The following is a 26,132-nucleotide window of genomic DNA, read 5'->3' on the forward strand; positions in this document are numbered from 1 at the left end:
CCTCTCGTCGCCACCCATCGGGTACCCCGGGCGAGCCGGTCATGAGTGCCCGGCTGATCCTAAAGACCTTCGGACCGTTCCTGCGGCCGCAGTGGCTCGGGTGCGTGCTGGCCGCGTTGCTGGCAATTGCCGGCGCGGGTGTGGCGCTGCTCAAACCATGGCCGCTGAAGTACCTTTTCGACAAGGTACTGTTTCCCAGCGGTAGTCCGGCTCCCCAGAACGTGCAAACCATCCTTCTCCTCGTCATCGCTGCGTTGGGCGGCATCGCCATTCTGGACTCGCTGGTCAGCTCCGCGCGGAGCTACGTTCTCACGGTGGTCGGCGAACGTGTCGCAGCCTCCGTCCGGACGAAGCTGTACGACCGTCTCCAGCGGCTCCCGCTCCGCTACCACGAGCGGATGCCAACCGGTGAACTGACCACCCGCCTCACCGGAGACGTCGATAAAGTGCAGGCGCTGCTCACCGGAACGCTCGTGGACGCTTCGACGAATATCATGACGCTGGCGGGCATGGCAGGGGTGCTGCTGATCCTTGACTGGCAGTTGAGTCTGGGGCTTCTGCTCACCCTGCCGCTGCTCCTGCTGACCGTCGCCGGTTTCCGCGCCCGTATCCGGGCTGTTGAGGAAAAATCCCGTGTAGTTGAGGGCGACATGGCCGCCGTGGCGCAGGAGGCGTTGGTGGCGATTAAACTCATCAAAGCCACGGGGAAGGAAGATCACGAGTCCCGGCGCTTCCGGGACCGTTCCAACGATTCTGTCGCCGCAGTGCTTCGCTCTGCGCGCACCAGCGCCGTCTTCGGAGCCGCGGTGGATGCTGTGGTGGCCACGGCCACGGCTGGTCTCATCTGGCTCGGCGCCCAGCGCGTACTGACGGGTGACCTTACCCCGGGCGATCTGGTGATCTTCACGTCGTACCTGCGTGACTTCTTCAGCCCAACGCGGGCCTTGTCTAAACTGCCGGCCCAGTTGACCCGGGCCGGTGTCCGCGCAGCACGCATCGCGGACACTCTGCAACGCCCCCTGGAGCTGCAGGACAAGCCCGGGGCCCGTCCCGCGGCTCCGCCAAAGGAGAAGCTGAGCCTTGAGCGCGTAAGTTTCGCCTACACTGCAGACCGCCTCGTTTTGCGAAGCGTGGATTTGACCGTCCCCGTGGGCACCACTCTAGCTGTCGTCGGCCCCACGGGTGCGGGCAAATCGACGATCGCGGCCCTGATGTGCAGGCTTCAGGATCCCACCAGCGGCCGCGTCCTGCTCGACGACGCGGACTTACGCGACCTGACAGGCGAGAGCGTGCACACCCACGTCGGGCTCGTCACGCAGGAGGCATTGCTGTTCCGGGCGACGATCCGGGAGAACATTGCGTATGGGCGTCCTGACGCCTCACTGGACGAGATCAAGCGAGCCGCCCGTGCTGCCCTTGCCCATGACTTCGTGACAGCCCTCCCGCACGGCTACGACACGGTGCTGTCCGAGCGCGGGGCGACGCTGTCCGGAGGCCAAAGACAGCGGCTGGCGCTGGCACGCGCGGTCCTGCAGGACTGTCCGATCCTTGTTCTCGACGAGCCCACCACCGGCCTTGATGCCCGCTCCGAGCATTCCGTGCTGCGCGCACTTCGCCAGGTCGCCTCCGGACGGACGTCAGTAATTATCACGCACCGGATGACCGCAGCAATGGCAGCCGACGATATCGTTGTCCTTGACGGCGGGCAGGTGGTGGAACACGGCACGCACCGCACACTCATAGCGGCGGGCGGACTCTACGCCGAGATGTGCCTGCTACAGGGCATCACAGGTCCACGGCCGGTGCTGAAACGCAAGGGCGCCGGCTACAGACGCCCCGCTAACCCTCCCCGCGAAATCGAAGCGGACGAGCCCACTACCCATTTAGGGGAGTCCCGGCCATGACGGAGCCTAGCTTCCAGCCAGTGCCGGGTCGCGTCGCGGGTTCCACCGGCGGCTCCGCGTCGGACCCCGCCTCCATTGGCGGCGTCGGCAACGCGCCCTCCGGCAAGGCGGAGCCGGGTGCCGGCCTGACCGGCCGGCGGCTGCACAACTCGGTGCCCCGCCAAGACTGGCGCTTGACGGCGGCGGCGGACGAACCACTGCTGTTCCGCGTGTTGGAGGCCGCGTACGACCTTGGCCGCTGGCGGGTGTGGCACCGCGCCAAAAGGGGTACCTCAAACCTCAGTTGGTTTGTCAGCACGGACGCGGGTGAGGTCGTGCTGCGCCGCTCGCACAACCTGAAGACGGTGGCGGGCGCACAGTTCGAGTGTTCGCTCATCGATCACCTGCGCCGCCACGGCTACCCGGCCCCGCCCATCCAGCGCAGCCGTGACGGCGCGATCTGTGTCCAAGTCGGGGGTGTCCTGCATACGGTCATGCACCTGATGCCCGGCCATGCTTTCGATCCCGGCAACACCGACCAACTGGCCGCCGCTGCGCAGGGTCTTGCCCGATACCACGCCATCGTGTCCAAGCTGACGCCGGCGGAGCAGGACCGCTCCTCGGGCCTGGCTGCCCTTGGGCACATGGGCCAGGAGCATCTGTTCGCCGCGATCGACGTCGTGTCGCCACTGCTGGACGTCAACGCCGGAGCGGAGGTGCAGGAAGAAGCCCGCTATCTGGCCGGCAGAATGGAGCAACTGAACATCGGGCTCGGGCAGCGGCAGAAGGACCTAACCGCTCTGGCGATCCACGGATCCTACGGCCAGTCGGCTCTGCTGTTCGACGGGGGCCTGCTGACCGGTGTGCTTGACTTCGACAGGTCAGCCCATGACCTGCTTACTCTGGATCTGGCCTATGCAGTGAGGTCATTCTGCCGCCAAGACCCGGTCGGCGGCCCCGGGGACGACATCGATAAAGACCTCTGCCGGACCTTCCTCCGGCATTACCGCAGCCACACCCCGCTGGCGGACACGGACTTGGCCGCCCTGCCGGAAGTCTTCCAAGCCCACCGGCTGATCAGGATCGCCAAGAAGTGCAACAACTTGCTGATCAAGCAGGTGATCGCGCCCCGGCAGCCCAAGGACGCCCACAGTTTCGCGCGGTTGCTGAAGCGCGAGGGCGCACTGGTGCGCTGGCTCACCGAAAATCCCATCACCTTAGCGGAGGACGCATGAACCGCACCGAAATCCGAGCCCAGAGCCGTCAAGTCAAAGAGGAACAGGTCAGCCGTGCAGCATGGGTCTGCACACCAGAGTTCCTTGACCGCTACATCCGCCCGCACCTCGGCGCTGCAGGCGCAGACGCCACGGCCGACGGCGGCACCTGGACCACAAACGTGATTCAGCTGGACGGCTCGGGGGCCGCCACGGTACAGGTCGAACTCGACGGCAGCGCCCCCGTCTTCGCCAAGCTGTTCCCCTTCGACGACGGACCTGCGGTGCACGCAAAACTGCAGACGATGCGTCACGCCGGGCTGGGAGCAGGGTCACCGTATCAGGTCGTCGAGCCCCTGGCCTGGTACGGGACAGAGAAGATCCTGCTGTGTCAGGGAGCCCCCGGCCGGCCGCTCTCGGCGCTGCTCGACGACGGCGCTGGACTCGTCGAGGGGTGCGCCCGTGCGGGAGCGTGGCTTGCCCACCTGCACGGCATGGAACCGCGGATCGGTGCCCCCCAATCCCTCCTGGTGACGGGGGAACTGACGAGCCTGGCCAAACGCCTCGCCAAAGTGGTGACCGAGCGCCCGGATTATATCGATACGGCTCTGGGCATGCTCAGCCGCCTGGACGCCCTCAGCCACGACACCGTGGACGGCATCCTGGCACAAAGCCACGGGCAGTACCGCCCTATCCATGTTTTCCTCACCGACGACACGGTCACCGTGATCGACCTCGACCGCAGCGCGCCGGCAGACCCCGCCCGCGACGTGGCCGAGTTCCTGCACCGGGTGCGCCAAGGCGTTCACGCTGCCACCGGCGACTTTTCCCGCGCCGATCAGCCATGCGCCGCGTTCCTCGACGCATACCGGGCGGCCGCCGGCGGTGAACGGCTGGCGAATTTGCGCTTCCACTGGGCGCGATACATCTTCCACAGCCTCAACCGGGAGATCAAGAGCGGCGAAGCTGACTGGCGGAACGGCGGTAACACCGCATTCCGGCACTACCGGGACGAGTTCTATCGGGTGGCGGAAGGACGGGCAGGAGCATGACGCCCTCTGTGAGCATGCTGCTGGACCGTGCCGGGCAGGAGTTCCCGCTGGCCGAGCTCGCGAATTTATGGCCCCTGGGCGGCTGGACGTCCGTTACGCCGGTCACAGGCGGCAAAAACGAGCACCTGCGCGTCACCGCCGGAAACGGCATCCACTACCTGCGCCGCTCGTACCGGTCCAAACCGCATGAGGAACTCACCCGTCAGTTGTATTTGATGCGGCTGCTCCGGGACAGGGGATTCCCGGCACCGGAGGTGGTGCCCGCCTGCTCCGGAGAGAATCACGTCGACCTTGCCGGTCGTCTGTGGATTGCTACCCGGGCCGTCGAGGGGACGCCGTTCGACAACGAGTCGCCGGCCCATGTGCGCGCCTTGGGACAGACGCTCGCAAGGTACCACCAGATCGTTGCCGACCTGCCCGCTGTGGTGATCGAGCCGCCGGTACTCATCGAGTTGCGCAGGCTGAGCAAGGAAGAGGGGGTGGATCCGTCACTGCGTGCCCGGACGGCGCACTTGGTGGAGCGGCTGACCTGCCTGTTGCCGGGCCTGCCCCGGGTGGTGGTGCACGGCGGCGCCCGGCGCGGCAGTCTCATCTTCAACGGCGATCAGCTGGCAGGAGTTCTGGATTTCGACAGTTCCCACCCGGACGTGCGGGTTCTCGATCTTGCGGTCGCCGTCCATGATGTCAGCAAGGTGTACACGAGCCAGGGGCAGGAGGACCACAAAGTGGCGCTCAACCTCAACCGGGTTACCGACCTGTTGGCCGCCTATAGCCGGGAGATGCGGCCGACGGCTGCCGAGGTGGAGGCGCTGCCGCTGCTGCTGGAGGCCAAACGCCTGAAGCGGGACCTGGGGCGCCGCAGCCGGGCCCGGAGCGGAGAAGCCCTCTCCGAAAACGATCATGCAAAGATCCGGCTGGAAGACCAGCGGCTCGCCTGGCTTGACGGGCATCGGGACGCTCTGTTGGCCGCCTGCGACAGTGCGCTAGCACGGGTCCCCGAGTCATCCCAGGCACGCCCTCGCGAAATCCGCTAGTGACAGATTTCTGGTTGGGTGACTAGTTGTGTGACGTCATCCACCTTGACAGTTAGGTTCCCTCTGCCCGTCTCATAGGGTTTAGCCGGCGATGACCTGCGGCGAGCCGAGCTGCTTGAGGCCCTCGACGCCGAACTCCCGGCCGCAGCCGGACTGCTTGGCACCGCCGAACGGCACGCGCGGGTCGATCGCACCGTGCTTGTTGATCCAGACCGTGCCGGCCTCGATCCGGGCCGCTACCTCGCGGGCCTTGGCCGGCTCGGAAGGCCAGACCGAGGCACCCAGGCCCACCTTGAGTCCGTTGCCATCTGCACGGCCTCATCCACCGTGGAGTACTTGATGACCGGCAGCGCCGGACCGAACTGCTACTCGGCCACCAGCGTGGCCGGGTAGAAGCTGCCGGCCTGGCCCTCCCCCGGGTTACCGCCGGTCAGCACGCGGGCACCGGAATCCTGCGCGGCCTGTCAGGATCCGGAACTTCTCAGGTTTGCGGACATTCTCAAGCGGGACTTTATTGATAAGGGTCGAATGGGACGAGCCACCGGAAGCAGGTTCTACGACTACGCGTAGTCCCGACGGGACCGGCCTGTCTGAGCGATGTTCAAAAGTCTTGTTGTTCAAACAGGTCGGCGTTTCACGGCGAGGAGGGGACCTGCGACGAGGACTGTAGTTGCCAGGCCATTTGGTCCCAAGGACCATTCCGCTCCCCGCGTTGACGCGGCGGCACGAGCCCGGCCATATCTTCCCGTGGTCAAACTAAAGGAGATTCATTCGACAGCTGCGACCTCGATGTTGCGCAACGGCGTGCGGCGGGCCGGCCGGAGCCGTACGGTAGCCGGATGGAACGCTTTACGGGGTTCATCACGGGTCTGGGCACCAGCGCGGGTCGCAGGCTGGTGGTCGGGCACTGGGTGGACTCGCCGCTCGGCCCCTTCACGGACGTCATGACCGAGGACCGCGACGGGCTGCGGACGCTGCTGGCCCCTAACCGGGCGGTCGCCGACTATGTGTCCGCGACCTACCGCTTCGACGAGGTGGTGGTGGCGCCGCTGGACGCCAGCCTGAGTCCCGCCGGGGAACGGAGGGCGGAACCGGGGAACGAACCTTGGACCGCCGCACTGATCCTCCGCGTTAACGGCGGCCCGCTGGAGCTGCGCGCTGAACTTGGCCCCGTGACAGCGCTGGGCTGGATCCTGCAATTGGTCCCCGCCCGGATCGCCGTCCACCCGGCGTGGCTGACAGCCGTGAACCGCGCCGCGGGCATCCTGCTCCCGGGTGTGTCCACCGCTGGCTCCGCCGGAAGCGGACGTCGGGAATACTATGGCGTGCGCTCCATCCGTGGCGTCGAGCGCGCGGAGGCGAGCTGGAACGGGGCCGGCCTCGGGCCCCTCACGCCAGTGGATCCGCCCGTGCACTTCGGCTTCAGTTCCGTCCCCCGCACGCCGCAGGCCGTGGCCGTTACGACGACGATCCTCTCTGCCCGCCGCTGAGGCGGGACCGGTTGCGGAAGGGTTGGTGGCGTTCGTCGTCGACGGGGCCACGGCGCTGCTTTCGCTTACGTCGTCGCCGCTGCCGCCCCGACAACCGTCGGACCTCCCGACGGCTCTAGGCCGCCGGGAGGAGACAATGGCAGAGGCTAGTCACGACCGACGACGATCGTCGTCGACTTAGAAGTCCCAGTCCTCGTCTTCGGTGTTGACGGCCTTGCCGATCACGTAGGAGGACCCGGAGCCGGAGAAGAAGTCGTGGTTCTCGTCGGCGTTGGGGCTCAGGGCGGAGAGGATGGCCGGGTTCACGTCCGTGACGGTGGACGGGAACATGGCCTCGTAGCCGAGGTTCATCAGCGCCTTGTTGGCGTTGTAGTTCAGGAACTTCTTGACGTCCTCGGCCAGGCCAACGGAGTCGTACAGGTCGTGGGTGTACTGGACTTCGTTCTCGTAGAGCTCGTAGAGCAGCTCGAAGGTGTAGTCCTTCAGCTCCGCGCGACGCTCCTCGCTGACCTTCTCCAGGTTGCGCTGGAACTTGTAGCCGATGTAGTAGCCGTGCACGGCCTCGTCGCGGATGATCAGCCGGATTAGGTCCGCGGTGTTCGTCAGCTTGGCGCGCGAGGACCAGTACATCGGCAGGTAGAAGCCGGAGTAGAACAGGAAGGACTCCAGCAGGGTGGACGCAACCTTGCGCTTGAGCGGATCGTCGCCCTGGTAGTAGTCCATGATGATCTGCGCCTTCTTCTGCAGATTCTCGTTCTCGGTGGACCAGCGGAAGGCTTCGTCGATCTCCTTGGTGGAGCACAGGGTGGAGAAGATCGACGAGTAGCTCTTGGCGTGCACCGATTCCATGAACGCGATGTTGGTGTAGACGGCTTCCTCGTGCGGGGTCAGCGCGTCCGGGATCAGGCTGACCGCGCCCACGGTGCCCTGGATGGTGTCCAGCAGGGTCAGGCCGGTGAAGACGCGCATGGTCAGCGTCTGCTCGTCCGGGGTCAGTGTGTTCCACGACTGCACGTCGTTGGACAGCGGGACCTTCTCGGGCAGCCAGAAGTTGTTGCAGAGCCGGTTCCAGACCTCAACGTCCTTCTCGTCCTCGATCCGGTTCCAGTTGATCGCATCCACGTGGTGCAGAAGCTTGACCTTCTCGGCTGACATCGCGTCCCCTCTTCCCAAAGTCTGTGTTGTTCCATGGTGCCCGAATGCCGGCCGCAGTGCGGCCGGCGGTCGCTCCCGCGGGCCGGATTGCCGGCGCCGCGTCGGTGCAGGTACGACGGCGGGCGGGCACCCGCCGTCGTACTTTTCAGTTGTTGGGGACTGCTACAGCATGCAGCTGACGCAGCCTTCCACTTCGGTTCCTTCCAGCGCGAGCTGGCGGAGACGGATGTAGTAGATGGTCTTGATGCCCTTGCGCCACGCGTAGATCTGCGCCTTGTTGATGTCGCGGGTGGTGGCGGTGTCCTTGAAGAACAGCGTCAGCGACAGGCCCTGGTCCACGTGCTGGGTAGCGGCCGCGTAGGTGTCGATGATCTTCTCGTAGCCGATCTCGTACGCATCCTGGTAGTACTCCAGGTTGTCGTTGGTCAGGTACGGGGCCGGGTAGTACACGCGGCCCAGCTTCCCTTCCTTGCGGATCTCGATCTTGGACGCCACCGGGTGGATCGAGGAGGTGGAGTTGTTGATGTAGGAGATCGAGCCGGTCGGCGGCACGGCCTGCAGGTTCTGGTTGTAGATGCCGTGCTCCATCACCGAAGCCTTCAGCTCCCGCCAGTCGTCCTGGCTGGGGATGTCCACGTTGGCGAACAGTTCCTTGACCCGCTCGGTCTTCGGCAGCCACTCCTGCTCGGTGTACTTGTCGAAGAACTCGCCCGAGGCGTACTTGGACTTCTCGAAGCCGCCGAAGGTCTGGCGGTGTTCGATCGCCAGCTTGTTCGAAGCCCGCAGGGCGTGGAACAGCACCGTGTAGAAGTAGATGTTGGTGAAGTCCAGGCCCTCTTCGGAACCGTAGTGGACCCGTTCGCGGGCCAGGTAGCCGTGCAGGTTCATCTGGCCCAGGCCGATGGCGTGCGACTGCAGGTTGCCTTCGGCGATCGAGGGCACCGAGTTGATGTAGGACATGTCCGACACCGCGGTCAACGCCCGGATGGCGGTCTCGATGGAGGTGCCGAAGTCGGGCGAGTCCATGGTCTTGGCGATGTTCATCGACCCGAGGTTGCAGGAGATGTCCTTGCCGATCTCGGAGTAGGTCAGGTCCTCGTTGTACAGCGACGGCGAGGAAACCTGCAGGATCTCCGAGCACAGGTTGGACATGATGACCTTGCCGTCGATCGGGTTGGCCCGGTTCACCGTGTCCTCGAACATGATGTACGGGTAGCCCGATTCGAACTGGATCTCGGCCAGCGTCTGGAAGAACTCGCGGGAGCTGATCTTGGTCTTCTTGATCCGGCTGTCGTCGACCATCTCGTAGTACTTCTCCGTGACGGAGATGTCCGAGAACGGCACACCGTAGACGCGCTCGACGTCGTACGGGGAGAACAGGTACATGTCCTCGTTCTTCTTGGCCAGTTCGAAGGTGATGTCCGGGACCACCACGCCGAGCGAGAGCGTCTTGATCCGGATCTTCTCGTCCGCGTTCTCGCGCTTGGTGTCCAGGAAGCGGTAGATGTCCGGGTGGTGGGCGTGCAGGTACACCGCGCCGGCACCCTGGCGGGCACCGAGCTGGTTGGCGTAGGAGAAGCTGTCTTCGAGCAGCTTCATGACCGGGATGACGCCGGAGGACTGGTTTTCGATCTGCTTGATCGGCGCGCCGTGCTCGCGGATGTTGGTCAGCGACAGCGCCACGCCGCCGCCGCGCTTGGACAGCTGCAGGGCGGAGTTGATGCCGCGGGCAATGGACTCCATGTTGTCTTCGATGCGCAGCAGGAAGCAGGAGACCAGCTCGCCGCGCTGGGCCTTGCCCGCGTTGAGGAACGTCGGGGTGGCCGGCTGGAAACGGCCGTCGATGATCTCGTCCACCAGCTGGGTGGCCATGGCCTCGTTGCCCCGGGCCAGGTGCAGGGCCACCATGCAGACACGGTCTTCGTAGCGCTCCAGGAAGCGCTTGCCGTCAAACGTCTTGAGCGTGTAGGAGGTGTAGAACTTGAACGCGCCCAGGAAGGTTTCGAAGCGGAACTTCTTCTTGTAGGCCCGGTCGTAGAGCGAGCGGATGAAGTTCATCGTGTACTGGTCAAGCGTTTCGCGCTCGTAGTACTCGTTCTTGATCAGGTAGTCGAGCTTCTCTTCCAGGTCGTGGAAGAAGACCGTGTTGTTGTTAACGTGCTGCAGGAAGTACTGGTGTGCAGCCTCGCGGTCCGCTTCGAACTGGATCTTGCCGTCCGGCCCGTAGAGGTTAAGCATGGCGTTGAGCTCGTGGTAGCCCAGCCCCTTGAAGGCGGCCGGCAGCTCTGCCTTGGCGTCGGCTACGGGCGCGTTTGCAACTGTCGTTTCCAAAAGAGTTCCAATCCTTGCTTGACCCGGTCTACGTCCTCGGACGTGCCCATGAGTTCGAATCGATAGAGAAGGGGCACCTGGCACTTGGCGGCGATTTTCTCCGCCGCCAAGCAGTAGGTTGTGCCGAAATTCGTGTTGCCGCCACCGATCACACCGCGCAGCAGGCGCCGGTTCTCCTCCAGGTTGAGGAATTTAATCACCTGCGGCGGAATAGAGTTCTTGCCGGATTCCCCGCCGTACGTGGGCAGCACCAGCACGAACGGCCGGAGCGCTTGCAGCGTCTCCTGCTGAGTGCGCAGCGGGATCCGTGCCGCCGGCAGTCCCAGCTTCTGCATGAAGCGGTCGGTATAGCCGGAGGCGGACGAGAAGTAGATCAGGTCCGTGTCGGCGATCCCGCCGGCCGCCGGATCTGCCTGCTGCTTCCTGGCGTCCTCACTCATCAGCAGCTCGGTCATGACGTGTGGTTCTGGTTCGCTCGGTCCGGGTCAGGCCACGGAAGCGGCGGCTTGGGCCAGTTCCTCGATCTTGTCGGGGCGGAAGCCGGACCAGTGGTCCTGCTCGGTGACGACCACGGGAGCCTGCATGTAACCAAGGGAACGGACACGCTCCAGCGCTTCCGGATCCTGGGACAGGTCAACGCTCTGGTAAGCGATGCCCTTCTTGTCCAGAGCCCGGTACGTGGCGTTGCACTGCACGCATGCTGGCTTGGTGTAAACCGTTACAGTCATGGTCCTTCTCCCCTAATGATCGGTACGACGTTTCTGCTGTTTTTCTTGGCTGCGCGGCCTCCCCTGGAAGGACCCGGACTCACTGCCCAACAGCTGCTCCAATACTACATCTAGTGGACTCGGCCAATCGGAACCCCAAGATGATGTATTACAAGTATGTCATTCCTTTCCCGGCTTCGTCCACAGCCCGTGGGGATATCTTTCAGCGGTTAAACAGTTGATATTCCGGCCTTCCCGGGCCGCCGTCCACAGCCTGTGGATTCCCTGCCCACAGCTTGGGAAAGTATCGTGTCGCAGCTTCATCGGCGTGTCGCTCGTAGTGCGGCCAGCACTAGATGTTGTGGTCCCTGGTTCTGATGGTGTCCGCCCTCACCGCTCGAGGGATGATCTGGAGGATAACCGCCCGGTCGGACACTTCCGGCACGCCCGGCACCTGTCCGGCACCTGGTGGCCGCGGCGCCCGGGTCCGTTCCAGCCAAAAGGGCCCTCCTCCTGCGGACCCTCCTGCTCCCCATTAATAGAACAAATCAAGGTGCCGGCACATTCCTCCGGACAACCACCAAAGGCACCCGGATCTGCCCGACCTCCGTCCATCTTTTCGGGGGCCTCCGACGCGGCATCAGCCCAAGGTAGGCTTGGCTCAATCCCCCATATGCAACAGGAGAGCTGATGGTCAACACGGTGCACCTGCGGACCCTGCTTGAGGTCACCCGGCGCGGCTCGTTCGCCGCGGCAGCCGCCAACCTGGGCTACACCGCCTCGGCGGTTTCGCAGCAGATGTCCGCGCTGGAGCGCGAAACGGGCGCCAAGCTGTTTGAGCGGTCTGCCCGCAGCGTCCAGCCGACCGAAACAGCGCTGGTGATGTCCCGGCACGCGGCCAAGGTGCTGACGGACATCGATGCCCTGCTGGCCGCCACCGCCCGCAGCCAAGACACCAGCACGCAGGAAGTCCGGCTGGGCATCTTCCCCAGCCTCGCCACGTATGTGCTCCCCCGCCTGCTGCAGGCGCCCGAATGGCCGGGCCTGGGGATCAATCTCAAAGTATCTGTCGCCGAACCCGGACAGACGATCCAGGGGCTGCGCGCCGGCGGTGAACTCGACGTCGCCCTGGTCTTCCAGGTGGGGCAGGGTGGTTTGGCCTGGCCCAACACCGTGAGCCGGCAGTGGATCGGCGACGACAATTTCCGCGTGGTGCTGCCCGAATCGTGGGGCATCCGCCCCGGTGCCTCGGTGACGGCCTCTCAACTGGCCGAGATGCCGTGGATCATGCACCACCCGGGCACGGCCGACGCGACCGTGATCGAGCGGCTCTTTGCCAGCTGCAACCTTCATCCCCGGGTGGTGGCGTACTGCGACGACTTCAACGCCAGCCTGGCCATGGCCGGTGCCGGACTAGGGGCCGCGCTGGTCCCGGAGCTGGCCATGCACAACGGACCGGACGGGATTGTGGTGTTGGACGTTCCGGAAATCCGGCTGGCCCGCAACATCTTCGCGCTGCTGATCAACGACAGGCAGAACGCGCAGCTGGGCCTGTTCATGGACCAGCTCTCCGTGATCCTGCGCGACATGAGCATCACCACCCGGCGCGCCTGAGCGGAATCGCCGCCGGCCATCTGGCGCATCGGTGCGATGCCCGGTGTACTGATCGCTCGACGCGCCGACGCACCGCCGCCCCGACGCCGCTGGTGACGGTTCGCCGTCCCCGGGGCACCGCCGTCGTTATTCAGTGCACCGGGCAACAACAGGCGCCGCCGGTACCCGTGCTAGGACGGGTACCGGCGGCGCCATGTGGTTAACGCTGGCGAAGACGCCCTACTGCGCGGTCAGGCTGTCCACGTACTCCTGGTTTTCACCGATCCACTTTTCCACCACGGGGCCGTAGTCGTCGGTGTCTGCCTCGTTGAACATGGCGTTCTCCAGCGAGTACAGGGTCTCGGAGTCCATCTTGAAGTTCTTCAGCCAACCGGCCAGCGTCGGGAAGTCCTCGGCGAAGCTGGTGCTGGAGTAGGCGTAGATGCCCTCGGCGTCGCCCAGGGTTCCCTCGGGGTCTTCAAGGTCCTTGAGCGGGAAGGCGTCGTAGGCCCAGTGCGGGCGCCACAGCGTCACGGCAATGTTCTCGCCGGCTGCAGTGGCCGACTTCAGCTCGGAGAGCATGGCCGGCGTCGAGGAGGTCTGGTACTTCATTTTGTCCAGGCCGTAAGTGGGGATGACGTTCTTGGTGGTGGCCTCGGTCAGGCCGGCGCCGGGCTCGATGCCCACCAGGCGGTTGTCGAACTGGTCGGCGTTGGCCGCAAGGTCCTTGAGCGAATCGACCGGAGCGTCCTCGTTCACCGCGATGGTCAGCTTGGCTTCGTCGTTCCACTGGCCCAGCTCGGTGATCTTGTCGCCGTACTCTTCCAGGTAGCTGGCGTGCGTGACCGGCAGCCAGGTATCCAGCGTCAGGTCGTAGTCGCCGGTGGACAGGCCGGAGAAAACCGGGGCCGGGTCGGCGTACTCCAGCGTGACCTTGTAGCCCTTCTCCTCCAAGATGGCCTTCCACAGTTCGGACGCGGCGATGCCCTCATCCCAGCCGTTGAAGACCGCGATGGTGACGTCCTGTTGGTCCCCGTTGTCCACCCCGCTGGCTGCCTGGCCACCGGCCTCGCCGCCGCTGCCACAGGCAGTCAGTCCGAGTGCTGCAACGGCGGCCAGGGCCGCAAGCTTGCTGTAATGCTTCATAGTGTTCCTTTCGTAATGCCCACCGAGGGCACGTTGATTGGTCTTGGAGCCGCGCCAGGTCAGGCGTTCTGCAGGCTTTGCTTGGCCAGCCGGCCGGCGCCCGCGCGTCCGCCGGGCTCCGAGGTCTTGCCCACACTGGCGGTGACCCGGTCCAGGAAGATGGCCAGGATGACCACCGCCAGTCCTGCTTCGAAACCGAGGCCGGCGTCGATCCGGTTCAGGCTGGCGACCACCTCGCCGCCCAACCCGCCGGCGCCGACCATCCCGGCGATGACCACCATCGACAGCGCCAGCATGATCACCTGGTTGATGCCGGCCATGATGGTGGGCATGGCCAGCGGAAGCTGGATCTTGCGCAGGATGCTGCCGGGACTGGAGCCGAAGGCGTAGCCTGCCTCCACCACTTCCTTGTCCACGCCGCGGATGCCCAGCTCGGTGAACCGCACGCCGGGCGCCATCGAGAAGATGATGGTGGCGATGATGCCCGGGACCACGCCGACCCGGAACATCACCAGAGCGGGAATCAGGTACACCATGGCGGGCATGGTCTGCATGAAGTCCAGGATCGGCCGGATGATGGCCGAGGCGGTGGCGGAGCTGGCGGCGAGGATGCCGGTCGGGACGCTGAGCAGGATCGCCACCACGGTGGCCACGATGACCAGCGCGAACGATTCCATCGCGTTGTCCCACTGGTTCACGCCGACGATCAGCAGGAAGCCCAGCGCAGTGCCCAACGCGAGCTTCCAGCCCCTGGCCGCGTAGGCGATGGCGGCGAACACGATGATGATCGCCCAGGATGGCGGCGTGGTGAGCAGCCACTCCAGGCTGTCGTAGGCGGCCAGGAAGACGGTGCGGATGAAGGCGAAGACCGCGGCGAAGGTCGCCAGCAGCCAGTCGAGCCCGACGTCGACCCAGTCGCCCAGCGGGATGCGGAATTCGAGATCCATTAGCGGGTTCCCCCTTCGGCCGACGTCTTGATGCCCATCGAGGTCTTGTTCAGCGTCCGCGTGACTTCTTGTTCGGGAATCGGCGCGGGGGCGCTTTCTACGATGGGAATGTCCGTGGTGCTGGAAGGCACGTTGCCCAGGGCGGCCAGCAGCGTGACCCGGGGTATCGCGCCGACCAGCCGGCCCTCGTCGTCGACCACGGGCAGCGGGATGGGACTCTCAACGGCCAGGCCGAAGAGCTCCGAGAGCGGGGTTTCGGCACGAACCGCCCCGTTGCCGTTGCGCACGGCGGCGGCCAGGTCAGGTGCCCGCGATTCGACCAGATGCATCACGTCCCGGTCGCGCACCGTGCCGAAGAAGGTGCGCCGCTGGTCCACCACGAAGGCTGCGGACGTCTGCAGATCGCGCATGGTGCGCAGCGCGTTCCGCGGACCGCCGGAGAGATTGACGACGGCGCGGGCCGGTTCCATCACGGATCCTGCGGTCAGGACGCGGGTACGGTCCACGTCCTGGACGAACTGCGCCACGTAGTCATTTGCCGGGTGCGTGAGGATGTCGTCGGGTGTGCCGATCTGGACAATCCTGCCGTCCCGCATCACGGCAATCCGGTCGCCGAGGAACATGGCCTCGTTCAGGTCGTGGGTGATGAAGACAATGGTCTTGCCCAGATCCGCCTGCAGCGCGACCAACTGCTCCTGCATCTCACGCCGGATCAGCGGGTCCAGGGCAGAGAAGGCCTCATCCATCAGCAGGATGTCCGTCTCGGCGCACAGCGCCCGGGCCAGACCGACGCGCTGCTGCATGCCGCCAGAAAGTTCCGCCGGGAACTTGTCGCCCCAGCCCTCCAGCCCCACCAGCTTCAGCACTTTCTCGGCACGCGCCAGCCGCTCTGCCTTGGCCATGCCCTGGACTTCGAGGGCATAGGCGGCGTTGTCCGCCACGGTGCGGTGCGGCATCAGCGCGAAGTGCTGGAACACCATCGAGATCTTTTGCTGGCGGACCTTCCGGAGTTCCGCGTCGGAGATGGTCGAAATATCCGTGCCGCCGACCACCACGTTGCCCGCGGTCTGCGGCTGCAACCCGTTGAGGGTGCGGATCAGCGTCGACTTACCGGAGCCGGAAAGCCCCATCACCACGAAGATTTCGCCGGCGCGGACGTCGAATGACGCGTCGATCACTGCGGCGGTCCCCAGCGCGGAGACCTCATCCCGCGTCTTTCCGGCCTTCATGCGCTTAACGGCTTCGGCCGGTCGCTTGCCGAAAACCTTGTAGACATTCTGTACGCTCAGTGCGATTTGTTCGTTCACTTCGGCCCGTCTACGCTGCGTCGCCGCCAGGAGCGGGCGGAGTTGCAACGATTGGTGCTTGGTCTTTTGCGGACAAATACACGCGTCAAACTCATAAGCTCCTGGCTGCCGCGGTCACGGCGCCCAGAAAGACGGTTTCGCCGAAGCGATGACGGGAAGCTCCCCCAACCGCCAGTTCGACGTTCAGCACATGTGGACTCCGCCACGGGTCTGCATAGCTCGCCCACATGCCGTTCGTATTACTGGTTGTTCGTCCTCCACCGTAACAATCCGCTGTTCACTGTGAGCTGAATTTTGGACTGAAATCGGTAAAGTCATTGCAGGCTAGCAGCGGTTTGGCCTTGAAATTCCGGGGCTGCGAAGGAGTTATGCCATCGTGACCACCGGCGCAGCAAATCGCACTTTTTCGCAAATGGATGCGTCCTGCGCAACACGCTGGGCCCACTTGGAGGGTGGGTGTCGGGATCCCCCGCGGACGGCACGCATTCCCGGCCAGTCCTCCTCCGGCCCGCTCAGCGATGACACCAGAAGGGCCGCCCGAGCCTGCGCACTTCCGGGCCTGAATACCGGAGAGACACAGAGCAACCATGGAAGGCTCCTTGGCAATGGACGCCGGTAGTGTCACGCTCGACACACGCGAGCAGTCGCGGTCGTCGTCTACAAGCACAAGCGCACTCAAAAACTAAGGAGCAGCATGACGATCGAAGTTTCCGCCCTCCGCGCCGAGTTCCCGTCACTGACGTCTGGACTGGCTCATTTTGACGGCCCCGGAGGCACGCAAACGCCAGCGGTTGTGGGACAGGCGATTGCCCGCACCTTGACCGGTCCGTTGTCCAACCGCGGCACATTGGTCGCCAGCGAACGCAATGCGGAGAGCGCCGTCTCGGGTTTCCGCATCGCCGTAGCCGACCTGCTCGGCGCCTCTCCCGAGGGGATCGTCTACGGGCGCAGCGCCACCCAGATTGCCTACGACTTCTCCCGCACGCTGGCAAAGACGTGGAAACCAGTTGACCAGATCGTCGTCTCCGGGCTCGACCACGACTCCAACATCCGGCCCTGGCTCCAGGCCGCCGAAACAGCAGGCGTCACCGTCCGCTGGATTCCATTCGACCCCGGCACAGCAGAACTTGATCTATCCGCTGTCGACGAGATCATCAACGAGCGCACTCGGCTGGTTGCCGTCACCGCCGCTTCCAACCTGCTGGGCACCATGCCCCCGGTCGCGCGAATCGCGGCGCGCGCACACGAGGTCGGCGCCCTCGTTTATGTCGATGGCGTGCATTACACCGCCCACGCCGCAGTCGACGTCAAGGCGCTGGGTGCGGACTTTTTCACTTGTTCGCCGTATAAGTTTTTCGGGCCGCACTGCGCCGCTCTCGCCGCCGAACCGGGCCTGCTGGAGACCCTGAAACCGGACAAGCTGCTACCTTCTACCGACAATGTCCCGGAGCGATTCGAGCTCGGCACTTTGCCCTACGAAATCATGGCCGGCACAACCGCGGCTGTGGACTTCATCGCGCGCCTCGCGCCGGACAAGGGCCCGCGGCGGGAACGGCTCATCGCTGCCCACCACCTCATCGAGCAGCACGAAGTGCGGCTGCGTCAGCGCATCGAAGAAGGTCTCGCCGACCTCGGGGATCGCATCACTATTCACTCGACCGCAGCAGAGCGCACCCCGACACTGTTCTTTACCTTCCGCGACAAGAACGCCAACGAAGTCTCTCAGTTCCTTGCAGAGCAGGACATCCTCGCTCCCGCCGGCAGCTTCTACGCCCACGAGCCCTTCCAAGCCCTCAGGCTCGCCGTCGATGCCGGCATGCGCATTGGACTCGCACCCTACAACGACGACGCTGAGATCGACCGCCTCATCACGGCACTGTCAAAGTTCCTCTGAGGACGGCGCAGGCCGGACAAAAGAAAAACACCCCGGTCCGAAGACCGGGGTGTTTACCATCAGCGTAGTCATCCGTGCAGAGGATGTCTCACCATCTTGGTGGAGCTGAGGGGACTCGAACCCCTGACCCCCTGCATGCCATGCAGGTGCGCTACCAGCTGCGCCACAGCCCCTTGAATGGAAGTCTCTGCCAACGTGTTGGCGTGTATTCCACAGCGTGAATATCACCGATGGTGTCCTCACGAGTGGAGCTGAGGGGACTCGAACCCCTGACCCCCTGCATGCCATGCAGGTGCGCTACCAGCTGCGCCACAGCCCCGTTATCCTTGCGGATTCCGTGCCGCTTCCTTCGAAGCAACTTGAATATTCTATGCAGAGACCGGCACGGATTCCAAATCAGGGACCGGCTCGGAACATGCCGCCCGGCGCCGCGCAGAACGGAACCAGGCGGCAGGTGCCGCGCTCCCCCTCGGCTACTCGGTTTCCGTTGAGGCCGGCTTCTCGTCCAGCTGCAGGTCGATGGCCGGGCAATCCTTCCACAGCCGTTCCAGCGCGTAGAAGACGCGGTCTTCCTGGTGCTGCACGTGGATGACAACTCCGGCGTAGTCCAGCAGCACCCAGCGTCCCTCGGAGCGTCCTTCCCGGCGGACCGGGCGCAGGTCCTGCTTGTGCAGTTCCTCTTCGATGCCGTCGACGATCGCGTTGACCTGCCGCTCGGTGGGCGCAGAGGCGATCAGAAACACATCGGTGATGGCCAGCCGCTCGCTGACGTCGATGGCAACGATGTCTTCGGCGATTTTATCGCTGGCTGCCTTGGCGGCGGTCCGCGCAATGGCGATAGAGCTTTCGGGTGCGGTCATGGGTCTCCTTGAAAATGAACCAGCTATTGATTGACGGCTTCAGCCGCCGAAGAATCCAAGCATCATGGCGATGCCCGCGGCGAACGCCGCGGCACCCAGCACCAGAGCGGCGCCGACAGCAAGCCGGGTCCGCTGGACCCGCCCCAGCCCCGCTGTCCGGGCGTCCAGTGGGTCAAGTCCGTGGGCGCTGCTGGCCTTGAGCGGGTGGATGGCCTCGCCGCGTCCTCCGGCCAAGGCTTCGGCCTGGGCCAGGATCTTCGACCGCGGAGCGGCACCTGCGCTTTGGGCTGCCCGGGGTGCGGACGCCTCCCGTGGCTGTACCGGAACGGCACGGGTGGTGGCGGAACCTTCGGTCTTCCCCGTCTGTGCTGCCGGCCTCCGCTGCGCCGGCGCAGCTTGCCGGGCAGGAGCGCTCTGGGCCGGAGCCGTCGGTTTGGGGGCCGGCGATTTGGGTGCCGTCACTTTGGCAGCCGGTGTCGCCACCGGCGTCGTCACCACGGGAACATAGGACGTCGACGACGGCCGGAGGATGTGCTGGTCGGATCCCGGAACGGCCACAAACTCCATCGGCGCCGAGGCGATGTCAGCGATCGGGCGGTCCGAGGCGGAGTGCCGGCGCTGTTCGTTCTCGTCGCTCAGCCGCTTCTTGTCGGCGGCCCGGCGGTTGAGGACTGCGGCGCGCTCGGCCAGGGCCTTCTGCTGTGCCAGCAGTTCCAAGTCAACGTCATGCGGTGACTGCTCCTGCCGGGACTCCATCATGGCGACCATGTTCTTGGCCTGGCCCATCAGCAGGTCGCGGGCAGCCAAGGCCTGCTCCACGGTCATCTCGCCGGCGTCGACGGCCTCGCGTCCGGCAGTGGAGAGTTGCTCTTGCCCGTCGGCCGCCGGCTGGACCGGATGCCGGCCGGTGTCGCCGCTGCGCCGGGCGCGGCGGCCACCTTCGATCGGCGGACGCTGCGGCTCATACGGGGTATCGGCCGGTGCAGCCGAGGTGCGGGCCCCGCTGTCCGCAGGTTTGGCAGGGCTGCGGGCGGGGTCGGCAACCGGAGCGCCGGAGGCACCGGGACGGGATCCGGCAACCGGAGCGCCGGAGGCACCGGAACGGGATCCGGCCGAAGCACCTTCGGAAGCGCGTCCGGCCGAGGCTCCGCCCGAAGAAGGCCCGGCCGAGTCACGGCCAGCCCCTTCAGCCGGGGCATCCGTAACCAGCCAGGGGTTTTCGCGCTGCAACTGCTGTTGGCGCAATTGTCGCCGGGTCGGCACCTGCTCGCGGTCCGGAGCAGGAACCTGGGGCAGCGCGGCGGTCAGGGTCTTGAGCGCGCGGCGTGCCTCGCGTTCACGGGCGCGGGTCTGCGAGGACCGCTCGCCCTGGCGTTCGCGGGGAGCTGCAGGGCCGTCACCGGGAACTGCAGCGCCGTCACCGGGAGCTACTCCCCCGCGCTCCAACGGTTCATTTGCCTGGGCATTCGGAATCTGCGGGCCGGCTCCGGAGGCAGACTCGGGCCCCGTACCGGCGCCATCGCGCTGCCGCCGGATGTCCCGGCGGCTGCGCGGCTGGGATTGATTGCTCATGCTTTGCTGATCACCCGGTAGTAAACGACTATTTTCATTGGCTCGGTTCAAGTTGGCTCGCCATTGCGGCGCCATGCGACGAGCGCCGGTAGAGACCGTACTTGGCTATGTACTGTACTACGCCGTCCGGCACCAGATACCAGACCGGCTGGTCCTCGGCCACGCGGTCCCGGCAGTCCGTGGAGGAAATCGCCATCGCCGGGACCTCCAGCAAGCTGACGTCCTTGCGGCCCAGGTTGTGCAGCTCATGCCCCGGCCGGGTCACGCCCACGAAGTGCGCCAGTGACCACAGTTCGTCGATGTCTTTCCACGACATGATCTGCGCCAGCGCATCCGCGCCGGTGATGAAGAACAGCTCCGCATCGGGACGCGCCGCACGCAGGTCCCGCAGGGTATCAATGGTGTACGTCAGCCCGGGCCGCTCGATGTCCACCCGGCTGACCGTGAACCGCGGGTTTGACGCCGTGGCGATCACCGTCATCAGGTAACGGTGTTCGGCCGGGCTGACATCGCGCCCGGTCTTCTGCCACGGCTGCCCGGTGGGCACAAAGACCACTTCATCCAGGCCAAACACCGACGCTACCTCGCTGGCCGCCACCAAGTGTCCATGGTGGATCGGGTCAAACGTTCCGCCCATGACGCCAAGCCGGAGCTTGCGCCCCGGGTAAGTGGGGCGCAGTTCTCCGGCTGGCGGGGCTTTAACAGGCAGCGCGGGCACGAACGACTAGTGGCGCTCGGCTTGGCCGTGATCGTGCTTGTTCGGGAACTGGCGGTGCGGATCCACCTGTTCCTCCACGGCCGAGTGGCGCTGGCCCACACTGGTGAACGCGATCGTGGCAAACATCAGGAGCACGAACAGCGTCATGAATCCGACGCCGATGGCCCACGCGGGGACCGGAAGTTCGACGTGGGCGGCTTCGCTAGCCACCAGTGCGGCGTCGAGGACCTGAGACAGCATGATTCTCCCTTGATGTTTTCAGCCCGGCCGCGCTCAGGCGGACGGGATATGGCTTCGTACCCATGGTACGCGTTCCGGCAGCGGAACCGTGATTCAGCCGGGCACAGCTCCGGCTCGCTCAAGGATCAGTCGCGGACCTGGCCGTCGCCCTGGACGATCCATTTGGTGGTGGTCAGTTCCCGCAGGCCCATCGGGCCGCGGGCATGCATCTTCTGTGTGGAAATCCCCACTTCGGCCCCCAGACCCAGCTCCCCGCCGTCGGTAAAGCGGGTGGACGCGTTGACGATCACCGCCGCCGAATCGATCTCGGCGATGAAGCGCTCCGCGTTGCGCAGGTCGTTGGTAATGATCGCCTCCGTGTGCCCGGTGGTCCAGGCGCGGATGTGCCGCAGCGCGTCGTCCATCGAGTCCACCATGGCCACCGCCAGGTCCAGGTCCATGTATTCGCGGGCCCAGTCCTCGTCGGTGGCGGTTTCGGCCTCGACGCCGGCCGGCAGGATGCCGGCCACGCGCTGGTCCACGTGCAGCCGGACTCCCGCTCCGGCCAAAGCCGCGAGGACGTCGGCCGAGGCGGCCGCATCGCGGTGCAGCAGCAGGGTCTCCACGGTGTTGCACACCGACGGCCGCTGGGTCTTGGCGTTGAGCAGGATGTCCACGGCCATCTCGGTGCCTGCCGACTCGTCCAGGAAGATATGCACGTTGCCTTCGCCGGTCTCGATCACCGGGACCTTCGCGTTGTTCACCACGGACTGGATCAGTTCGCGGCCGCCGCGCGGAATCAGCACGTCCACCAGCCCGCGCGCCTGCATCAGGGCGTTGGCTCCGTCGCGGCCGTAGTCGTCCACGCTCTGCACCGCGTCGGAGGGCAGGCCCACCCGGTCCAGCGAATCCCGGATGATGCCCAACAGCGCAACGTTGGTGTGCCGGGCCGCGCTGCCGCCGCGCAGGATCACGGCATTGCCGCTCTTGAGCGCCAGACCGGCGATGTCCACGGTGACGTTCGGCCGGGCTTCGTAGATGGCGGCCACCACGCCCATCGGCACGTGGACCTGGCGGAGCCGCAGCCCGTTCGGCAGCGTCTGCCCGCGCATCACGGTCCCCACCGGATCCGGCAGCGCGGCCAGGTTTTCCAGAGCAGCGGCCAGTCCATCGATCCGCTTGGTGTCCAACGTCAACCGGTCCAGCAGCGCGGCGCTGGTGCCGTTCGCCTTGCCCTCGTCCAGGTCCTGGCGGTTGGCCTGCAGTACCACGTCCCGCTTGGCGACCAGGGATTCGGCGATCTCCCGCAACGCCTTGTCCTTCCACGCCCGGTTGGCCCGTGCCATCCGCCGCGCGGCGTTTCGGGACCGGACCGCGATGGCCTCTACGGCCTCGGCGGCATCCGGCTGTTGGCCGTTCTGGGTCGCTTCGGCCGTGGACTGGGAAGAGGCTGTCTGGGTCATACAGGCGATTTTAGCCCGGACGCCGCGGGAAGCACGACGACGGAGGTCACGTTACGTTGCACGCCCACCGACGGCCTGGTTCAGAGCACCACCAAATCGTCCACGTGGATGATTTCGCGTTCGTATTGGCGCCCCAGCGACGCCGCCAGTTCCTTGGTGGAGCGGCCGAGCATGCGCGGCAGTTCATAGGAGGAGAAGTTGACCAGTCCGCGGCCCACCACCCGGCCGTCGCCGTCCGCCAGTTCCACCGGGTCGCCCGGTTCGAAGTCGCCTTTGACCGAAACAATGCCGGCCGGCAGCAGCGAACGGTGCTTGTCCCGGACGGCCTGCACCGCGCCGTCGTCAAGGACCAGCCGGCCCTGCACGGAGGCCAAGTGCGCCAGCCACAGCAGCCGCGGCGGGCGGCGGGTGCCGCTGACCGCAAACCAGGTGCCCACGTCTTCGCCGGACAGCGCGCGGGCCGCGTTGGGGGTGGACGTGACCAGTGCCGGGATGCCCGAGCCGGCGGCGATTCCGGCGGCCTCGACTTTGGTCATCATGCCGCCGGTGCCGACGCCCGCAGCCCCGGTGCGGCCGATGTTCACGCCGTCCAAATCCTCCGGCCCGGCCACCAGCGGGATCCGCTGAGCGCCATCCTTGGGCGGACCGTCGTAGAGCGCATCGACGTCGGACAGCAGCAGCAGCGCGTCGGCCTTGACCAGGTGGGCCACCAGCGCGGCCAGCCGGTCGTTGTCGCCGAAGCGGATTTCATGGGTGGCCACGGTGTCGTTCTCGTTGACCACCGGCACGACGCCGAGGTGCAGCAGCCGGTGCATCGCCCGGTAGGCGTTGGCATAGTGCTGGCGGCGCATCAGGTCCTCAGCGGTCAGCAGCACCTGGCTGACCGTGATGCCGCGGGCACCGAAGGCCTGTGTGTAGCGGGCCATCAGCAGGCCCTGGCCCACGCTGGCCGCGGCCTGCTGGGTGGCCAGGTCCCGCGGCCGGCGGCCCAGGCCCAGCGGCGCCAGTCCGGCGGAGATGGCACCGGAGGACACCAGGATGACTTCGGTGCCGGCATTGCGGCGGGCCGCCAGTACTTCCACCAGCGACAGCAGCGCCTCCTCGGAGATGCCGCCCGCCACCGAGGTCAGCGAGGACGAGCCGACCTTGACCACCAGGCGTTCGGCGGTGGCCAGCAGGGTCCGGTCGGCCGTCGTGGCCGGCTCAGAGCTCATCGTCGTCGTCATGGTCTTCCTTCTCGGTCCAGACGTCTGACTTGCGCTCGGCCTCGAGTTCCGCGCGGGTGGCAGCCCTGGCCTGCTTGCGCTCCTCGTACTGCTCGCGCTTCTCCTCGCGGGTGGGCCGGATGTACTCCATCAGGCGCAGGTCGGTGCCGCGCGGGGAGGACAACAGCTCGGCGCCGGCAGCCATGGTGGGCTCCCAGTCGAAGACCACTGCGTCGTCCTCGCCGATCACCACGGTGTCCCCCGGCCGCGCACCGGACTTGAACAACTGGTCCTCGACGCCCAGCTTGGCCAGCCGGTCGGAGAGGTAGCCCACGGCTTCGTCGTTGTTGAAGTCGGTCTGCTTGACCCAGCGCTCCGGCTTCTCGCCGAGCACCCGGAACAGCGGTTCCAGGTTCTTCTCTTCGCGGCGGATGATGAAACCGCGGTCGTTCACGGACCGCGGGCGCAGCACGGCGGGGGCAACCTTCGGCGGGGCGGCCTTCACTTCGGCCCGTGCGGTGGCGACGATCTCGGCCATGGCAAAGCCCAACTGGCGCAGCCCCTCGTGGCTGGAGGCTGACACTTCGAAGACGCGGTATCCGCGCTCTTCCAGCTCGGGCCGGACGAATTCGGCCATGTCGCGGCCGTCGGGCACGTCCACCTTGTTCAGCGCCACCAGCTTGGGGCGCTCGTTCAGCGGAACCACGTCGCCGTCGGCACCGGCGTAGCTCATGTCCACCGCGTACTGTTCCAGTTCGCGCTCGATGATCTCCAGATCGGAGAGCGGGTTGCGGTCGGCTTCCAGGGCGGCGCAGTCCAGCACGTGCACCAGTGCGGCGCAGCGCTCCACATGGCGCAGGAAGTTGTGGCCCAGGCCCTTGCCTTCGCTGGCACCTTCGATCAGCCCGGGCACATCGGCGATGGTGAACCGGGTGTCCCCGGCCTGCACCACGCCCAGATTCGGCACCAGCGTGGTGAACGGGTAGTCGGCGATTTTCGGCCGGGCGGCGGACATGGCCGCGATCAGGCTGGATTTGCCCGCGGAGGGGAAGCCGACCAGCGCCACGTCCGCGATGGACTTCAGCTCCAGGACGATGTCCCGCTCGTCGCCCGGAATGCCCAGCAGCGCGAAGCCGGGGGCCTTGCGCTTGGCCGAGGCCAGCGCGGAGTTGCCCAGCCCGCCCTGGCCGCCGGCCGCGGCAACGAATTCGGTTCCCTCGCCCACCAGGTCGGCGAGTACATCGCCGTTCTTGGTCTTGACCACCGTTCCGTCGGGCACGGGCAGCACCAGCGTGGCGCCGTTCTTGCCGCCCCGCCAGTCACCCATGCCGGGACCGCCGTTGGTAGCGTGCCGGTGCGGGGCGTGGTGGTAGTCCAGCAGCGTGGTGGTCTGGTGATCCACGCGCAGGATCACGTCGCCGCCATTGCCGCCATTGCCGCCGTCGGGCCCGCCCAGCGGCTTGAACTTCTCGCGCTTGACGGAGACACAACCGTGGCCACCGGATCCGCCGGAAACGTGCAGGACTACCCGGTCAACGAATGTTGCCACGTGATCTATCTCCTCTATGCCGGTGGGCCAGAACCGAAACGGCCCACCAGTGATTCTAGTCGGGTTAAAACACCAGTGAGGCGGACCGACGGCCCGCCTCACTGCAAAGCTGTTTACTGCTGGAGATTACTCCGCAGCGGCAGCCACGATGTTCACGACGCGGCGTCCGCGGCGCGTGCCGAATTCAACGGCACCGGCCTCAAGGGCGAACAGCGTGTCGTCGCCGCCACGGCCGACGTTGGCGCCGGGGTGGAAGTGGGTACCGCGCTGGCGGACGATGATCTCGCCGGCGGAAACTACCTGGCCACCGAAGCGCTTGACGCCAAGGCGCTGTGCGTTGGAATCGCGACCGTTGCGAGTGGAGCTCGCACCCTTCTTATGTGCCATTTATTTTGCCTACCTTTTTGTCTGAAGGAACGTTTGAAAAGCCAGCGGACCGCTTAGGCGATTCCGGTGACCTTGACCTTGGTCAGTGCAGAACGGTAGCCCTGGCGCTTCTTGTAGCCGGTCTTGTTCTTGTACTTCTGGATGACAATCTTCGGACCGCGGAGATTCTCGACGATCTCGGCCGTGACCTTGACGTTGGCCAGGGCATCGGCAGCGGAGGTGACCTTGTCGCCGTCGACCAGGAGCAGAGCAGGCAGCTCGATGGTGCTACCAGCCTCACCGGGGACGCGGTCAAGGGTCACGAGGTCTCCAACGGAAACCTTTTCTTGGCGGCCGCCGGCGCGGACAATCGCGTACACCACTTGGGAACTCACTTCTCTAGACGTTTATTACAGTTTTTGCTCGA

23 protein-coding genes, 2 tRNA genes and 1 pseudogene are annotated in these 26,132 nt (G+C 65.8%); 7 read left to right on the plus strand and 19 right to left on the minus strand.

Features of this window, described 5'->3' with window-relative positions; genetic code table 11:
• The first annotated feature begins 41 nt into the window (after positions 1–41).
• From E4J89_RS07125 to E4J89_RS07140, 4 genes are read left to right on the plus strand one after another with little or no spacing between them, the layout of a single operon-like run.
• Positions 42–1,904, plus strand: coding sequence for an ABC transporter ATP-binding protein (locus tag E4J89_RS07125; protein WP_136785435.1), 1,863 nt, complete (start codon positions 42–44; stop codon positions 1,902–1,904).
• Entirely contained in the window at positions 1,901–3,118 is a 1,218-nt protein-coding gene (locus E4J89_RS07130) for a phosphotransferase (protein WP_136785436.1), read from the plus strand. Before E4J89_RS07125 ends, E4J89_RS07130 begins: the two co-directional genes overlap by 4 nt.
• Complete coding sequence (locus E4J89_RS07135; protein WP_136785437.1) at positions 3,115–4,149, plus strand: phosphotransferase; 1,035 nt, start codon at positions 3,115–3,117, stop codon at positions 4,147–4,149. The genes E4J89_RS07130 and E4J89_RS07135 overlap by 4 nt, the downstream gene beginning before the upstream one ends.
• Positions 4,146–5,183, plus strand: coding sequence for a phosphotransferase (locus tag E4J89_RS07140; protein WP_136785438.1), 1,038 nt, complete (start codon positions 4,146–4,148; stop codon positions 5,181–5,183). Before E4J89_RS07135 ends, E4J89_RS07140 begins: the two co-directional genes overlap by 4 nt.
• Before the next feature lie 81 nt (positions 5,184–5,264).
• Here E4J89_RS07140 and E4J89_RS07145 read toward each other — a convergent pair.
• Positions 5,265–5,647 (minus strand): annotated as a pseudogene (locus E4J89_RS07145) (aldehyde dehydrogenase family protein); the annotation flags it as partial.
• 375 nt (positions 5,648–6,022) lie between these two features.
• Here E4J89_RS07145 and E4J89_RS07150 point away from each other — a divergent pair.
• Positions 6,023–6,673 carry a hypothetical protein gene (locus E4J89_RS07150; protein WP_136785439.1) on the plus strand — a complete coding sequence of 217 codons (651 nt, stop codon included), beginning with the start codon at positions 6,023–6,025 and terminating at the stop codon, positions 6,671–6,673.
• 177 nt (positions 6,674–6,850) lie between these two features.
• Here E4J89_RS07150 and nrdF read toward each other — a convergent pair whose 3' ends face one another.
• The 4 genes from nrdF to nrdH form a co-directional block, all read right to left on the minus strand.
• A complete protein-coding gene (gene nrdF / locus E4J89_RS07155; protein ID WP_136785440.1) occupies positions 6,851–7,828 on the minus strand; it encodes a class 1b ribonucleoside-diphosphate reductase subunit beta in 978 nt (325 codons plus the stop codon).
• A 162-nt stretch (positions 7,829–7,990) separates the two neighbouring features.
• Positions 7,991–10,111, minus strand: a complete 2,121-nt coding sequence (nrdE, locus tag E4J89_RS07160) for a class 1b ribonucleoside-diphosphate reductase subunit alpha (protein ID WP_136785496.1) — start codon at positions 10,109–10,111, stop codon at positions 7,991–7,993.
• A 17-nt stretch (positions 10,112–10,128) separates the two neighbouring features.
• Entirely contained in the window at positions 10,129–10,599 is a 471-nt protein-coding gene (nrdI, locus tag E4J89_RS07165) for a class Ib ribonucleoside-diphosphate reductase assembly flavoprotein NrdI (RefSeq protein WP_136785497.1), read from the minus strand.
• Between the two features lie 45 nt (positions 10,600–10,644).
• Positions 10,645–10,887, minus strand: a complete 243-nt coding sequence (gene nrdH / locus E4J89_RS07170) for a glutaredoxin-like protein NrdH (RefSeq protein WP_127513743.1) — start codon at positions 10,885–10,887, stop codon at positions 10,645–10,647.
• A gap of 669 nt (positions 10,888–11,556) precedes the next feature.
• On the opposite strand from nrdH, the gene E4J89_RS07175 reads away from it, so the two are divergent.
• Positions 11,557–12,480: a LysR family transcriptional regulator gene (locus tag E4J89_RS07175; protein ID WP_136785441.1), complete on the plus strand. Its 924-nt coding sequence runs from the start codon at positions 11,557–11,559 to the stop codon at positions 12,478–12,480.
• Positions 12,481–12,699: 219 nt separating this feature from the next.
• Here E4J89_RS07175 and E4J89_RS07180 read toward each other — a convergent pair whose 3' ends face one another.
• The 3 genes from E4J89_RS07180 to E4J89_RS07190 are packed head-to-tail and all read right to left on the minus strand — an operon-like array spanning position 12,700 to position 15,859.
• On the minus strand, positions 12,700–13,605 hold the full coding sequence (locus E4J89_RS07180) for a glycine betaine ABC transporter substrate-binding protein (RefSeq protein WP_136785442.1): 906 nt from the start codon (positions 13,603–13,605) through the stop codon (positions 12,700–12,702).
• 59 nt (positions 13,606–13,664) lie between these two features.
• Positions 13,665–14,552 carry an ABC transporter permease subunit gene (locus E4J89_RS07185; RefSeq protein WP_136785443.1) on the minus strand — a complete coding sequence of 296 codons (888 nt, stop codon included), beginning with the start codon at positions 14,550–14,552 and terminating at the stop codon, positions 13,665–13,667.
• Positions 14,552–15,859, minus strand: a complete 1,308-nt coding sequence (locus E4J89_RS07190) for a glycine betaine/L-proline ABC transporter ATP-binding protein (protein WP_240691769.1) — start codon at positions 15,857–15,859, stop codon at positions 14,552–14,554. The genes E4J89_RS07185 and E4J89_RS07190 overlap by 1 nt, the downstream gene beginning before the upstream one ends.
• 694 nt (positions 15,860–16,553) lie before the next feature.
• Here E4J89_RS07190 and E4J89_RS07195 point away from each other — a divergent pair.
• Positions 16,554–17,753 carry a cysteine desulfurase-like protein gene (locus E4J89_RS07195; RefSeq protein WP_136785444.1) on the plus strand — a complete coding sequence of 400 codons (1,200 nt, stop codon included), beginning with the start codon at positions 16,554–16,556 and terminating at the stop codon, positions 17,751–17,753.
• Between the two features lie 97 nt (positions 17,754–17,850).
• Here E4J89_RS07195 and E4J89_RS07200 read toward each other — a convergent pair.
• The 11 genes from E4J89_RS07200 to rplU form a co-directional block, all read right to left on the minus strand.
• Positions 17,851–17,926 (minus strand) — tRNA-Ala (locus E4J89_RS07200).
• A gap of 73 nt (positions 17,927–17,999) precedes the next feature.
• A tRNA-Ala gene (locus E4J89_RS07205) sits at positions 18,000–18,072 on the minus strand.
• A gap of 154 nt (positions 18,073–18,226) precedes the next feature.
• Complete coding sequence (gene rsfS / locus E4J89_RS07210; RefSeq protein ID WP_136785445.1) at positions 18,227–18,613, minus strand: ribosome silencing factor; 387 nt, start codon at positions 18,611–18,613, stop codon at positions 18,227–18,229.
• Positions 18,614–18,652: 39 nt separating this feature from the next.
• Entirely contained in the window at positions 18,653–20,185 is a 1,533-nt protein-coding gene (locus E4J89_RS07215) for a hypothetical protein (protein WP_136785446.1), read from the minus strand.
• A 34-nt stretch (positions 20,186–20,219) separates the two neighbouring features.
• Positions 20,220–20,864 (minus strand): nicotinate-nucleotide adenylyltransferase, encoded by a 645-nt coding sequence (gene nadD / locus E4J89_RS07220; protein ID WP_276606337.1) that lies wholly within the window; start codon positions 20,862–20,864, stop codon positions 20,220–20,222.
• A gap of 45 nt (positions 20,865–20,909) precedes the next feature.
• The gene (locus E4J89_RS07225; protein ID WP_136785447.1) at positions 20,910–21,143 is read right to left on the minus strand and encodes a hypothetical protein; all 234 of its coding nucleotides are present in this window, start codon (positions 21,141–21,143) and stop codon (positions 20,910–20,912) included.
• Between the two features lie 125 nt (positions 21,144–21,268).
• Complete coding sequence (locus E4J89_RS07230; RefSeq protein WP_136785448.1) at positions 21,269–22,585, minus strand: glutamate-5-semialdehyde dehydrogenase; 1,317 nt, start codon at positions 22,583–22,585, stop codon at positions 21,269–21,271.
• An 80-nt stretch (positions 22,586–22,665) separates the two neighbouring features.
• Positions 22,666–23,811: a glutamate 5-kinase gene (gene proB, locus E4J89_RS07235; RefSeq protein WP_136785449.1), complete on the minus strand. Its 1,146-nt coding sequence runs from the start codon at positions 23,809–23,811 to the stop codon at positions 22,666–22,668.
• A complete protein-coding gene (gene obgE / locus E4J89_RS07240) occupies positions 23,789–25,339 on the minus strand; it encodes a GTPase ObgE (RefSeq protein ID WP_136785450.1) in 1,551 nt (516 codons plus the stop codon). Before obgE ends, proB begins: the two co-directional genes overlap by 23 nt.
• Positions 25,340–25,465: 126 nt before the next feature.
• A complete protein-coding gene (gene rpmA, locus E4J89_RS07245; RefSeq protein WP_136785451.1) occupies positions 25,466–25,726 on the minus strand; it encodes a 50S ribosomal protein L27 in 261 nt (86 codons plus the stop codon).
• Between the two features lie 53 nt (positions 25,727–25,779).
• A complete protein-coding gene (rplU, locus tag E4J89_RS07250) occupies positions 25,780–26,088 on the minus strand; it encodes a 50S ribosomal protein L21 (RefSeq protein ID WP_136785500.1) in 309 nt (102 codons plus the stop codon).
• Positions 26,089–26,132: the final 44 nt, after the last annotated feature.

This window comes from Arthrobacter sp. CAU 1506 (genome assembly GCF_005047635.1).
In the GTDB taxonomy this organism is placed as follows: Bacteria; Actinomycetota; Actinomycetes; order Actinomycetales; family Micrococcaceae; genus Crystallibacter.

What these genes read in the sequence shown, in the direction of transcription:
- E4J89_RS07125 (WP_136785435.1), top strand. Translation starts at nt 42, where the DNA reads ATGAGTGCCCGGCTGATCCTAAAGACCTTCGGACCGTTCCTGCGGCCG.
- E4J89_RS07130 (WP_136785436.1), top strand. Translation starts at nt 1,901, where the DNA reads ATGACGGAGCCTAGCTTCCAGCCAGTGCCGGGTCGCGTCGCGGGTTCC.
- E4J89_RS07135 (WP_136785437.1), top strand. Translation starts at nt 3,115, where the DNA reads ATGAACCGCACCGAAATCCGAGCCCAGAGCCGTCAAGTCAAAGAGGAA.
- E4J89_RS07140 (WP_136785438.1), top strand. Translation starts at nt 4,146, where the DNA reads ATGACGCCCTCTGTGAGCATGCTGCTGGACCGTGCCGGGCAGGAGTTC.
- E4J89_RS07150 (WP_136785439.1), top strand. Translation starts at nt 6,023, where the DNA reads ATGGAACGCTTTACGGGGTTCATCACGGGTCTGGGCACCAGCGCGGGT.
- nrdF (WP_136785440.1), bottom strand. Translation starts at nt 7,828, where the DNA reads ATGTCAGCCGAGAAGGTCAAGCTTCTGCACCACGTGGATGCGATCAAC.
- nrdI (WP_136785497.1), bottom strand. Translation starts at nt 10,599, where the DNA reads ATGAGTGAGGACGCCAGGAAGCAGCAGGCAGATCCGGCGGCCGGCGGG.
- nrdH (WP_127513743.1), bottom strand. Translation starts at nt 10,887, where the DNA reads ATGACTGTAACGGTTTACACCAAGCCAGCATGCGTGCAGTGCAACGCC.
- E4J89_RS07175 (WP_136785441.1), top strand. Translation starts at nt 11,557, where the DNA reads ATGGTCAACACGGTGCACCTGCGGACCCTGCTTGAGGTCACCCGGCGC.
- E4J89_RS07180 (WP_136785442.1), bottom strand. Translation starts at nt 13,605, where the DNA reads ATGAAGCATTACAGCAAGCTTGCGGCCCTGGCCGCCGTTGCAGCACTC.
- E4J89_RS07185 (WP_136785443.1), bottom strand. Translation starts at nt 14,552, where the DNA reads ATGGATCTCGAATTCCGCATCCCGCTGGGCGACTGGGTCGACGTCGGG.
- E4J89_RS07195 (WP_136785444.1), top strand. Translation starts at nt 16,554, where the DNA reads ATGACGATCGAAGTTTCCGCCCTCCGCGCCGAGTTCCCGTCACTGACG.
- rsfS (WP_136785445.1), bottom strand. Translation starts at nt 18,613, where the DNA reads ATGACCGCACCCGAAAGCTCTATCGCCATTGCGCGGACCGCCGCCAAG.
- E4J89_RS07215 (WP_136785446.1), bottom strand. Translation starts at nt 20,185, where the DNA reads ATGAGCAATCAATCCCAGCCGCGCAGCCGCCGGGACATCCGGCGGCAG.
- E4J89_RS07225 (WP_136785447.1), bottom strand. Translation starts at nt 21,143, where the DNA reads ATGCTGTCTCAGGTCCTCGACGCCGCACTGGTGGCTAGCGAAGCCGCC.
- E4J89_RS07230 (WP_136785448.1), bottom strand. Translation starts at nt 22,585, where the DNA reads ATGACCCAGACAGCCTCTTCCCAGTCCACGGCCGAAGCGACCCAGAAC.
- proB (WP_136785449.1), bottom strand. Translation starts at nt 23,811, where the DNA reads ATGACGACGACGATGAGCTCTGAGCCGGCCACGACGGCCGACCGGACC.
- rpmA (WP_136785451.1), bottom strand. Translation starts at nt 25,726, where the DNA reads ATGGCACATAAGAAGGGTGCGAGCTCCACTCGCAACGGTCGCGATTCC.